Raw genomic sequence first — 11962 nt, forward strand, 5'->3', positions numbered from 1 at the left:
GCTGAAAATTGAAACGACACACTGTTTCATTTCTCCGTAATAAGAAATGGAAAATGGTGTGTTCGAGTCTCTCAAATTTTTGCAAGTCGATGATGAATCGAAAGAAACATCTTCGGGTTGTGAGGTTAAGCGACTAAGCGTACACGGTGGATGCCCTGGCAGTCAGAGGCGATGAAGGACGTGCTAATCTGCGATAAGCGTCGGTAAGGTGATATGAACCGTTATAACCGGCGATTTCCGAATGGGGAAACCCAGTGTGTTTTGACACACTATCATTATGTGAATACATAGCGTAATGAAGCGAACCGGGGGAACTGAAACATCTAAGTACCCCGAGGAAAAGAAATCAACCGAGATTCCCCCAGTAGCGGCGAGCGAACGGGGAGCAGCCCAGAGTCTGAATCAGCATGTGTGTTAGTGGAAGCGTCTGGAAAGTCGCACGATACAGGGTGAAAGTCCCGTACACAAAAGTGCATGTGTTGTGAACTCGAAGAGTAGGGCGGGACACGTGGTATCCTGTCTGAATATGGGGGGACCATCCTCCAAGGCTAAATACTCCTGACTGACCGATAGTGAACCAGTACCGTGAGGGAAAGGCGAAAAGAACCCCGGCGAGGGGAGTGAAAAAGAACCTGAAACCGTGTACGTACAAGCAGTGGGAGCACCCTTTGGGGTGTGACTGCGTACCTTTTGTATAATGGGTCAGCGACTTATATTCTGTAGCAAGGTTAACCGAATAGGGGAGCCGAAGGGAAACCGAGTCTTAACTGGGCGTTAAGTTGCAGGGTATAGACCCGAAACCCGGTGATCTAGCCATGGGCAGGTTGAAGGTTGGGTAACACTAACTGGAGGACCGAACCGACTAATGTTGAAAAATTAGCGGATGACTTGTGGCTGGGGGTGAAAGGCCAATCAAACCGGGAGATAGCTGGTTCTCCCCGAAAGCTATTTAGGTAGCGCCTCGTGAATTCATCTTCGGGGGTAGAGCACTGTTTCGGCTAGGGGGTCATCCCGACTTACCAACCCGATGCAAACTGCGAATACCGAAGAATGTTATCACGGGAGACACACGGCGGGTGCTAACGTCCGTCGTGAAGAGGGAAACAACCCAGACCGCCAGCTAAGGTCCCAAAGTCATGGTTAAGTGGGAAACGATGTGGGAAGGCACAGACAGCCAGGATGTTGGCTTAGAAGCAGCCATCATTTAAAGAAAGCGTAATAGCTCACTGGTCGAGTCGGCCTGCGCGGAAGATGTAACGGGGCTAAACCATGCACCGAAGCTGCGGCAGCGACACTATGTGTTGTTGGGTAGGGGAGCGTTCTGTAAGCCGTTGAAGGTGTATCGTGAGGTATGCTGGAGGTATCAGAAGTGCGAATGCTGACATAAGTAACGATAATGCGGGTGAAAAACCCGCACGCCGGAAGACCAAGGGTTCCTGTCCAACGTTAATCGGGGCAGGGTGAGTCGACCCCTAAGGCGAGGCCGAAAGGCGTAGTCGATGGGAAACAGGTTAATATTCCTGTACTTGGTGTTACTGCGAAGGGGGGACGGAGAAGGCTATGTTAGCCGGGCGACGGTTGTCCCGGTTTAAGCATGTAGGCGGAGGTTCCAGGTAAATCCGGTACCTTTTAACGCTGAGGTGTGATGACGAGGCACTACGGTGCTGAAGTAACAAATGCCCTGCTTCCAGGAAAAGCCTCTAAGCATCAGGTAACACGAAATCGTACCCCAAACCGACACAGGTGGTCAGGTAGAGAATACCAAGGCGCTTGAGAGAACTCGGGTGAAGGAACTAGGCAAAATGGTGCCGTAACTTCGGGAGAAGGCACGCTGATATGTAGGTGAAGTGATTTACTCATGGAGCTGAAATCAGTCGAAGATACCAGCTGGCTGCAACTGTTTATTAAAAACACAGCACTGTGCAAACACGAAAGTGGACGTATACGGTGTGACGCCTGCCCGGTGCCGGAAGGTTAATTGATGGGGTTATCCGTAAGGAGAAGCTCTTGATCGAAGCCCCGGTAAACGGCGGCCGTAACTATAACGGTCCTAAGGTAGCGAAATTCCTTGTCGGGTAAGTTCCGACCTGCACGAATGGCGTAATGATGGCCAGGCTGTCTCCACCCGAGACTCAGTGAAATTGAACTCGCTGTGAAGATGCAGTGTACCCGCGGCAAGACGGAAAGACCCCGTGAACCTTTACTATAGCTTGACACTGAACACTGGTCCTTGATGTGTAGGATAGGTGGGAGGCTTTGAAGTGTGGACGCCAGTCTGCATGGAGCCATCCTTGAAATACCACCCTTTAATGGCTGGTGTTCTAACGTAGACCCGTGATCCGGGTTTCGGACAGTGTCTGGTGGGTAGTTTGACTGGGGCGGTCTCCTCCTAAAGAGTAACGGAGGAGCACGAAGGTTAGCTAATCCTGGTCGGACATCAGGAGGTTAGTGCAAAGGCATAAGCTAGCTTGACTGCGAGAGTGACGGCTCGAGCAGGTGCGAAAGCAGGTCTTAGTGATCCGGTGGTTCTGAATGGAAGGGCCATCGCTCAACGGATAAAAGGTACTCCGGGGATAACAGGCTGATACCGCCCAAGAGTTCATATCGACGGCGGTGTTTGGCACCTCGATGTCGGCTCATCACATCCTGGGGCTGAAGTAGGTCCCAAGGGTATGGCTGTTCGCCATTTAAAGTGGTACGCGAGCTGGGTTTAGAACGTCGTGAGACAGTTCGGTCCCTATCTGCCGTGGGCGCTGGAGAATTGAGGGGGGCTGCTCCTAGTACGAGAGGACCGGAGTGGACGCATCACTGGTGTTCGGGTTGTCATGCCAATGGCATTGCCCGGTAGCTAAATGCGGAAGAGATAAGTGCTGAAAGCATCTAAGCACGAAACTTGCCCCGAGATGAGTTCTCCCTGACCCTTTAAGGGTCCTGAAGGAACGTTGAAGACGACGACGTTGATAGGTCGGGTGTGTAAGTGTAGCGATACATTGAGCTAACCGATACTAATGAACCGTGAGGCTTAACCTTACAACGCCGAAGATGTTTTGGCGAAGAGAGATATTTTCAGCCTGATACAGATGACATCGACATGCAAAAGCGTGTTGATAAACAGAATTTGCCTGGCGGCTGTAGCGCGGTGGTCCCACCTGACCCCATGCCGAACTCAGAAGTGAAACGCCGTAGCGCCGATGGTAGTGTGGGGTCTCCCCATGCGAGAGTAGGGAACTGCCAGGCATCAAATTTAGTGTGCTGATATGGCTCAGTTGGTAGAGCGCACCCTTGGTAAGGGTGAGGTCCCCAGTTCGACTCTGGGTATCAGCACCAGTTTTTCGGTTAAAGTTCGGCACTTAGAAAAGAATTTGTCTGGCGGCTGTAGCGCGGTGGTCCCACCTGACCCCATGCCGAACTCAGAAGTGAAACGCCGTAGCGCCGATGGTAGTGTGGGGTCTCCCCATGCGAGAGTAGGGAACTGCCAGACATCAAATAAAAGCGAAAGGCTCAATCGAAAGACTGGGCCTTTTGTTTTATCTGCTGTTTGTCGGCGAGCGCTCTCTTGAGTAGGACAAATCCGCCGGGAGCGGATTTGAACGTTGCGCAGCAACGGCCCGGAGGGTGGCGGGCAGGACGCCCGCCATAAACTGCCAGACATCAAATAAGTGAAAAGGCCATCCGAAAGGATGGCCTTTTTGCATTTATACGCGGAAATCCACCGGAACTGTATCCGGCATATATATTTAATGAATAACCTGCGATAAAAACGCGCGAGTGCGTTCCGATTTGGGGTGAGCAAAAAACTCATCCGGTGGTGCCTGTTCCACAATCTCGCCAAGATCCATAAAGATCACCCGATCAGCTACTGTGCGGGCAAAGCCCATTTCATGGGTTACACATAGCATGGTCATGCCCGATTGCGCCAGACCTATCATGGTATCCAGCACTTCTTTTACCATTTCAGGATCCAACGCTGATGTGGGTTCATCAAATAACATGATTTTGGGTTTCATACACAGTGAGCGTGCAATGGCTACGCGCTGTTGTTGTCCACCAGAAATTTGCCCGGGATATTTATGTGCATGTTCGGCAATGCGGACCCGCTCAAGGTAGTGCATTGCCAGTACTTCAGCCTCTTTTTTCGGCATCTTTTGCACCCAGATAGGTGCCAGCGTGCAGTTTTGCAAGACAGTTAAATGAGGAAAGAGATTAAAGTGCTGAAAGACCATGCCAACTTCTTGTCGGACGCGCTCAATATTGCGGATGTCTTCATTGAGCTCAATCCCATCCACTACTATGCGTCCTTGCTGATGTTCTTCCAGATGGTTAATACAGCGGATAGTTGTCGATTTACCCGAACCGGAAGGCCCGCATAATACGATGCGCTCTCCCTGTTTTACCTTCAGGTTGATGTTTTTCAGGACATGAAACTGTCCGTACCATTTGTTGACGTTTTCCAGCGTAATCATCGCGTCGGTAGACGGCATTAATAATTGGCTCATAAATTCCTCAGTGCGGTGTACGCCCGGTGTTAAAACGTTTTTCCAGATGCTGGCTGTAACGCGACATACTGAAACAGAAGATCCAGTAAATCAGTGCAGCGAAAACATATCCTTCTGTCGACATACCCAGCCACGCGGGGTCCACAGTTGCCTGCTGCACGCTACTGAAGAGATCAAACAGACCGATGATGATGACCAGGCTGGTATCCTTGAACAGGGCGATAATCGTGTTAACCAGACCCGGGATAACCAGCTTGAGGGCTTGCGGAAGAATGACCAGCCCCTGAGTTTTCCAGTACCCTAGCGCCAGTGATTCAGCGGCCTCATACTGACCTTTCGGTAGGGCCTGTAACCCTCCGCGAACCACTTCTGCGACATAGGCCGACTGGAAAAGAATAACGCCGACCAGCGCCCGGATAAGCTTGTCGATACTGGTTCCTTCGGACATAAACAGAGGAAGCATGACCGAGGACATAAACAGAACGGTAATCAACGGTACACCGCGCCAGAACTCAATGAAAATGACGGATAAAACCCGCACGACTGGCATATGGGAACGACGTCCCAACGCCAGTAAAATACCCCATGGAAGCGCGCCTGCAATCCCCACGGATGCAATAATAAGCGTCAGTGTTAATCCACCCCACTGCCGGGTTTCTACGCGTTCAAGCCCGAAAAAACCACCGTACATCAGCCACCAGACGACAATCGGATAAATGACTGCCCAGATGGCGATATAACGGCCTCGGTGGGGAATGGTTTTCCAGAACATCGGAACAATAGAAACCAGACCAATTATCAGGGCCAGATTTACACGCCAACGCTGATCGTGTGGATAAAGCCCATACATGAATTGCCCGAAGCGTTCATGGATGAACACCCAGCAGGCTCCGGCTTTGGTACAGTCTGCCCGGGTAGAACCGACCCAGTTGGCCTGAAAGAATACCCAGTTCAACAGTGGCGGGAGAAATGACCAAATCAGCCATACGCATAGCAGGGTGAGCAGGCTATTTGACCAACTGGAGAACAGGTTTTTACGCACCCAGAGTAGACAGCGGCTTGCCGGATTGCTGCGCTGGCGCGAGGGGTGAGACAGCAGTGCTTTTGTCATCATGGCTCCTTAGCGCTCAATCAGTGCAATACGGCGGTTATAAATATTCATCAGCAAAGAAATACTCAGACTGATGATCAGGTATACCGACATGGTGATGGCGATCGTTTCAATGGCTTGCCCTGTTTGATTGAGTACCGTGCCGGCAAACAGTGAAACCATGTCCGGGTAGCCAATGGCGGCTGCAAGAGAAGAGTTCTTGACGATATTCAGGTACTGGCTGGTCAGTGGGGGAATGATGACGCGTAGCGCCTGTGGGATGATTACCTGGCGTAGCGTCACCGGATTTGGCAGACCCAGCGAGCGTGCGGCTTCATGTTGGCCGTAAGGAACGGCCTGAATGCCCGCCCGAATAATTTCTGCAATAAATGCCGAGGTATATACCGAAAGCGCCAGAGTTAGTGCCGCCAGTTCAGGAATAAGCACCATACCGCCACGGAAGTTAAAACCACGGAGCTCGGGAATATCCCAGTGAAGCGCAGCGCCAAACATCCACTGTGAAATCACCGGTAAAAGTACGATCAACGCCAGAGCTGTGGGCCAGGTCCGACGTAGCTGACCGGTTTTGGTCTGATGCATTCTGTTGAAGCGAAATAATCCGATGGTGACGACGATAGCGATAACGACAGCGGTGCAAAAGGCAAAAAAACCTTCTCCCATTTGCGGGGACGGAATATAGAGCCCCCGGTTACTCAGGAACATCAAATCCAGCGCGTTAACGGCCTGGCGTGGGCCGGGCAGATTACGTAATACGGCGAAATACCAGAAGAAGATCTGCAGCAGCGGCGGTATATTGCGGAACGTTTCGATGTAGATCGTCGAGAGCTTTCGCAATAACCAGTTATCTGACAGGCGTGCCAGCCCGAGAAAGAAACCGAGAATTGATGCGAAAACAATGCACAGTGCTGAAACTAACAGCGTATTGAGCAGGCCGACCACAAAGACACGACCATACGTATCGCCTTGCTCGTAATCGATCAGATGCTGGACGATGCCAAATCCGGCGCTGCGATCGAGAAAAGAAAACCCCGAGGTAATACCGCTATTGTTCAGGTTATTTATCGTGTTATGAATGAGATAGACCGCAATGCTGATAACCGCAATGACGGCGAGTATTTGAAATAACCAGGCGCGGACCGCAGGGTTAGAAAAGGATAACGATCCTTTTACGGTTGAGCGGCGATGGAACATAAGAAAACCTCAGTAACTATGACTCTGGGCTGAGCGCCGCAGTTGCGGCGCCCGTTACATCACTACGCATTAGCGCACCGGTGGCGCATACTGAATGCCACCGTTATTCCAGAGGTTGTTCTGTCCACGTTTGATCTTCAGCGGACTTTCCGATCCAACGTTACGTTCAAAGATCTCCGAATAGTTACCAACTTGCTTGATAATGTTGTAGGCCCATTTGTTATCAAGCTTCAGATCCTTGCCATAATCCCCTTCTTTACCCAACAGGTGTGCCATATCCGGTGTTGCTGGATTAGCCGCTTTTTCATCGACGTTTTTCGAGTTAACACCCATTTCTTCCGCATTTAGCATGGCGAACAGCGTCCAGCGAACAATGGAGAACCACTCATCGTCCCCACGACGTACGACAGGTCCCAGAGGTTCTTTAGAAATAACTTCTGGCAGGACGATCCATTCCGCAGGATTGCTCAGCTTGATGCGTAGGGCATACAGCTGAGACTGGTCGGAAGCCAGCGTATCGCAACGTCCAGATTCCAGAGCTTTGGCTGATTCATCCGAACGGTCAAAGGTGACGGGGGTGTACTTCATCTTGTTGGCTTTAAAGTAGTCGGCCACGTTTAGTTCGGTATCGGTTCCCGCCTGAATACAGACCGTTGCACCATCCAGCTCTTTAGCGCTCTTCAGGCCTGCTTTATTGTGGGTAAGAAAACCAATGCCGTCGTAATACGTTACACCAGTGAAGGACATGCCCATACCGGCATCACGAGAAGAGGTCCACGTGGTATTACGAGAGAGCATGTCGACTTCACCAGACTGTAATGCGGTAAAGCGTTCCTTGGCGGTGAGCGGGGTATATTTTACTTTGCTATCATCGCCAAATACGGCGGAGGCAACGCCACGACATACATCAACATCAATACCCGAGAACTTGCCGCTTGCATCGGCGTAAGAAAAGCCAGGCAAGCCGTCGCTGATCCCACATTGCACAAACCCTTTTTTCTTTACGGCATCAAGTGTTGCGCCGGCATGTGCCTGATTTTCAACAGCAAGCAGCACACCGGCCGCAGCCAGGCTGGCGATTATCATCTTTTTCATAGAGCATCCTGTGTGGAGGAATTATTGTTATGGAAACGTTCTGAAAACGTCTTTTACCTGTCTGTGGCTTTGGCCATACTCTTTTAAGCAAAGGTAGTGCCAGTTTTTTGCGCCTGATTATTCGACGCAATATGCAGAGTGTAGACAGGAAAAAATAAATGCAGCGCCCTGAAGTGGTGCAAAATTGAAACGTAAGCCACATTTCGGCGCAAAAAATTTAAAAATCAGACAGGACGCGTGATAACGATTTCTGGCGTTAATATTAATGGCGTGAGAATAATGAAAAGAAAATGTGGTGTTACGAAAAACAGAAAAAATGCTAATTTCAAATCGCGGATGTGTGAGTGAAATCTATAATAATTTTATTACATGTCAGGTTCTATTAAGCAACGTTTTGTCTTATATGCAGATTTTATGCTTATTGCTAAAAGCGCGGTAATAACCGCGCTTTTAAGATGATTTATTTGGTCAGGGCGACAATCCCAAGCGTCAGTCCGGCAACGGCTGCAGCACCACCGGCGATGGCCCCGGCTGTTTCCCAGTTATCCTGGGTGGTGCCTTTCATACAGGTATTGGTATGAACCAGGCGTCCCTGATCGTCGTATACAGGTACGCAAGGAGAATCGTGTGCACAGCCAGCCAGGAATGCGGTAAGCAGTGCAACGGATATTAATCTTTTCATGGTGTTACCTCAAAAATAAGCGTTTCGCTAATAGAGCAAAGACAAACGCTAAGCCATCTGCGAACTCGGCGATTATTTTACCACTTCTTAAAAAAGGACTGACATGAGGAATAATCTCAATTCATGTGGATTGTAAAAATAATGGATAAAAAGAAAGGTCGCGGGCGCGTTTAAAGGAATGCTTTAAATGAAATAAATGGCTATCTTATTAATAAATAAAGAGGCGTAACATGGGTGAAAAAGGCGTCCGTAGACGCCTTTATTTTACAAATTAATCGTTGTGCCGACTAAAACGCCGTCTTACGACAACAAAGAAGACGGGGACGAAGAAGATAGCCAACAATGTTGCGGTCAGCATTCCTCCCATAACACCTGTACCGACCGCATTCTGCGCACCACTACCTGCACCGTGACTGATAACCAGAGGCATAACCCCCAGAATAAAGGCCAGGGATGTCATCAGGATAGGACGAAGACGCATGCGCGATGCCTCCAGCGTCGCTTCAATCAACCCCTTGCCTTCTTTATCCATCAGGTCTTTGGCAAACTCGACGATCAGGATGGCGTTCTTAGCCGAGAGGCCGATTGTGGTTAGTAAGCCAACCTGGAAATACACATCGTTATTCATCCCACGCAGTGATGCTGCTAACAATGCGCCCACAACACCGAGCGGTACAACCAGCATCACCGAGAAAGGAATAGACCAGCTTTCATACAATGCGGCAAGGCAAAGGAAAACAACGATTAGCGAGATGGCATACAGCGCAGGAGCCTGGTTACCCGACAGTCGTTCCTGATAGGACATCCCCGTCCAGTCATGACCAATACCGTTTGGCAGTTTTTCCGCCAGGCTTTCCATTAGCGCCATTGCTTCACCGGTACTTCTGCCAGGCGCAGCTTCTCCCAGCAGTTCCATAGAAGGCATACCGTTATAGCGCTCCAGGCGCGGTGAGCCGTAGATCCAGTGTGCGGAACTGAACGTGGAGAACGGAACCATTTCGCCATTGGCGCTACGAACATACAGATTATTGATGTCTTCCGGCAACATACGGAATTTGGCATCGGCCTGTACGTACACTTTTTTCACGCGGCCACGGTCAATGAAGTCATTGACGTAATAGCCGCCTAGCGCAGCTGAGATAGTTTCGTTGATATCAGACAGCGAGACGCCAAGGGCCTGAGCTTTTTCCTGATCGACATCCAGCTTGAACTGTGCGGTATCCTCGAGCCCGTTTGGACGCACACGAACCAGCAGGTCAGGGTGTTTGGCAACCATGCCCAGCAGTTGGTTACGTGCCTGGGTTAGCGCAGCATGCCCCAACCCGCCCTGGTCAATCAGCTCGAAGTCGAAGCCCGTTGCGGTACCCAGTTCAACGATGGCTGGCATGTTGAAAGGGAACACCAGACCATCACGAATCTGACTAAACGCTCGGGTAGCGCGGGCGATAATTGATTCAACGTTATTTTCGTTACCGCTACGTTCTTCCCAGGGCTTGAGGCTGACGAACGCCATCCCTGAGTTTTGCCCCTGGCCGCTGAAGCTAAAGCCGTTAACCGTAAAGACGCTTTCAACGTTGGCTTTTTCATTGTTCAGGTAGTAGTGGGTGACCTGATCAAGCACCTTCTGGGTGCGTTCTTGCGTGGCGCCTGCAGGAAGTTGAATCATCGTCAGGAAGACGCCCTGATCTTCCTCTGGCAGGAAGGAGGTTGGCAGGCGCATAAACAGCACAGCCATCCCGATGACGATTATCAGGTAGACGACCAGGTAACGCCCAGTTTTACGCACAATACCGCTGACGCTATTGGTGTAGTGATTGACGCTGTGATCGAATTTGGCATTGAACCAGCCAAAGAAACCGCTTCTTTTCTCGTGATGTTCAGCTGATAAGGGCTTCAGCAACGTTGCACAAAGTGCGGGAGTCAGGATCAGCGCGACCAGTACTGAAAGCGCCATGGCGGAAACGATGGTGATGGAAAATTGCCGATAGATAGCCCCGGTTGAACCGCCAAAGAAGGCCATCGGGATAAATACCGCAGACAGCACCATGGCAATACCAACCAGTGCTCCCTGTATTTGTGACATGGATTTTTCCGTCGCCTCTTTGGGCGGCAGATGATCCTCCATCATCACGCGTTCTACGTTTTCCACCACCACTATCGCATCATCGACCAATAGACCGATGGCGAGTACCATGCCGAACATCGTCAGGGTGTTTATTGAGTAGCCAAACGCAGCAAGCACGGCAAATGTGCCCAACAATACGACAGGTACGGCGATGGTTGGAATGAGCGTTGCCCGGATGTTTTGCAGGAACAAATACATGACCAGGAACACCAGCACGATCGCTTCAAACAACGTTTTTACCACTTCATGAATGGAGATGGTCACAAACGGCGTCGTGTCGTACGGGTAGACCACCTTCATTCCCTGTGGGAAGAATGGCTGCAGTTCAACCAGCTTGGCTTTAATCGCGTTAGCAGTATCCAGCGCGTTTGCCCCGGTTGCCAGCTTGATCCCAAGGCCGGATGCAGGCTTACCGTTAATACGCGCCACGACGTTGTAGTTTTCCCCGCCTAACTCGATACGCGCGACGTCTTTCAGGTGAACAACCGAGCCATCGCTGTTCACGCGTAACGTCACTTTGCCGAACTCTTCAGGGTCTTTCAGTCGCGTTTGCGCAATGATAGAGGCGTTCAGCTGCTGGTTAGGTAATGCAGGCGTACCCCCTAACTGACCTGCGGCAATCTGATCGTTCTGTACCTTCAACTGATTGATCACATCAACCGGCGTGAGCTGATATTTGTTCAATAAGTTTGCATCCAGCCAGATGCGCATGGCGTACTGTGCACCAAACAGCTGCACGTCACCCACGCCATTCAGACGGCTGATTGAGTCTTTAACGTTCGAAGCGACGTAGTCGGAAATGTCATCCTGTGTGGTTTGTGGGTTGTCAGAAACAAAACCCGCAACCATCAAAAAGCTGCTGCTGGATTTCTCAACGCTGATCCCTTGCTGCTGAACTTCTTGCGGCAGTAACGGAGTGGCGAGCTGCAGTTTATTTTGCACCTGCACTTGCGCGATATCGGGATCGGTACCGGACTGGAAAGTCAGTGTAATAGTCACACTCCCGGCCGAGTCGCTGGTGGAGGACATATACATCAGGTTATCGATACCATTCATATTCTGTTCGATAACCTGTGTGACTGTATCCTGAACCGTCTGTGCATCTGCACCAGGGTAGGTGGCAGAAATGGCGACCGCAGGAGGCGCAATGGTCGGGTACTGTGCCACGGGCAGTTGCATGATTGCCAGAGCACCCGCCATCATCAGAATGATAGCCAATACCCAGGCAAAGATAGGACGCCTGATAAAAAAGTTAGCCATGT

The 11962-nt window shown here is 50.6% G+C and carries 6 protein-coding genes, 1 tRNA gene and 3 rRNA genes; 4 read left to right on the forward strand and 6 right to left on the reverse strand.

Annotated features, from left to right (window positions below; genetic code table 11):
- The first annotated feature begins 123 nt into the window (after positions 1-123).
- From SK35_RS02320 to rrf (SK35_RS02335), 4 genes are all read left to right on the forward strand, one after another.
- Positions 124-3030 (forward strand): 23S ribosomal RNA (locus SK35_RS02320).
- Between the two features lie 91 nt (positions 3031-3121).
- Positions 3122-3237, forward strand: a 5S ribosomal RNA gene (rrf, locus tag SK35_RS02325).
- A gap of 14 nt (positions 3238-3251) precedes the next feature.
- Positions 3252-3327: transfer RNA gene (locus tag SK35_RS02330), tRNA-Thr, on the forward strand.
- 38 nt (positions 3328-3365) lie between these two features.
- A 5S ribosomal RNA gene (rrf, locus tag SK35_RS02335) occupies positions 3366-3481 on the forward strand.
- 256 nt (positions 3482-3737) lie between these two features.
- Here the strand turns inward: rrf (SK35_RS02335) and SK35_RS02340 are convergent.
- The 6 genes from SK35_RS02340 to SK35_RS02365 all read right to left on the reverse strand — a co-directional run bounded on the left by SK35_RS02340 (position 3738) and on the right by SK35_RS02365 (position 11960).
- On the reverse strand, positions 3738-4496 hold the full coding sequence (locus SK35_RS02340) for an amino acid ABC transporter ATP-binding protein (RefSeq protein ID WP_003025300.1): 759 nt from the start codon (positions 4494-4496) through the stop codon (positions 3738-3740).
- A 7-nt stretch (positions 4497-4503) separates the two neighbouring features.
- Positions 4504-5607 carry an amino acid ABC transporter permease gene (locus tag SK35_RS02345; RefSeq protein WP_048215432.1) on the reverse strand — a complete coding sequence of 368 codons (1104 nt, stop codon included), beginning with the start codon at positions 5605-5607 and terminating at the stop codon, positions 4504-4506.
- A gap of 9 nt (positions 5608-5616) precedes the next feature.
- Positions 5617-6798, reverse strand: coding sequence for an amino acid ABC transporter permease (locus tag SK35_RS02350; protein WP_048215433.1), 1182 nt, complete (start codon positions 6796-6798; stop codon positions 5617-5619).
- A gap of 69 nt (positions 6799-6867) precedes the next feature.
- Positions 6868-7893 carry an amino acid ABC transporter substrate-binding protein gene (locus tag SK35_RS02355; RefSeq protein ID WP_048215434.1) on the reverse strand — a complete coding sequence of 342 codons (1026 nt, stop codon included), beginning with the start codon at positions 7891-7893 and terminating at the stop codon, positions 6868-6870.
- A 460-nt stretch (positions 7894-8353) separates the two neighbouring features.
- Positions 8354-8575 (reverse strand): lipoprotein, encoded by a 222-nt coding sequence (locus SK35_RS02360; RefSeq protein WP_003025292.1) that lies wholly within the window; start codon positions 8573-8575, stop codon positions 8354-8356.
- Between the two features lie 271 nt (positions 8576-8846).
- The gene (locus SK35_RS02365; protein ID WP_048215435.1) at positions 8847-11960 is read right to left on the reverse strand and encodes an efflux RND transporter permease subunit; all 3114 of its coding nucleotides are present in this window, start codon (positions 11958-11960) and stop codon (positions 8847-8849) included.
- Between the last annotated feature and the right edge of the window lie 2 nt (positions 11961-11962).

Origin of the sequence: Citrobacter sp. MGH105 (assembly GCF_001037485.2) — a bacterium.
In the GTDB taxonomy this organism is placed as follows: Bacteria; Pseudomonadota; Gammaproteobacteria; order Enterobacterales; family Enterobacteriaceae; genus Citrobacter; species Citrobacter portucalensis.

Bases quoted from the DNA above. Each gene is read 5' to 3' on its own strand.
- SK35_RS02340 (WP_003025300.1), bottom strand. From the start codon at position 4,496: ATGAGCCAATTATTAATGCCGTCTACCGACGCGATGATTACGCTGGAA.
- SK35_RS02345 (WP_048215432.1), bottom strand. From the start codon at position 5,607: ATGACAAAAGCACTGCTGTCTCACCCCTCGCGCCAGCGCAGCAATCCG.
- SK35_RS02365 (WP_048215435.1), bottom strand. From the start codon at position 11,960: ATGGCTAACTTTTTTATCAGGCGTCCTATCTTTGCCTGGGTATTGGCT.
- SK35_RS02355 (WP_048215434.1), bottom strand. From the start codon at position 7,893: ATGAAAAAGATGATAATCGCCAGCCTGGCTGCGGCCGGTGTGCTGCTT.
- SK35_RS02350 (WP_048215433.1), bottom strand. From the start codon at position 6,798: ATGTTCCATCGCCGCTCAACCGTAAAAGGATCGTTATCCTTTTCTAAC.
- SK35_RS02360 (WP_003025292.1), bottom strand. From the start codon at position 8,575: ATGAAAAGATTAATATCCGTTGCACTGCTTACCGCATTCCTGGCTGGC.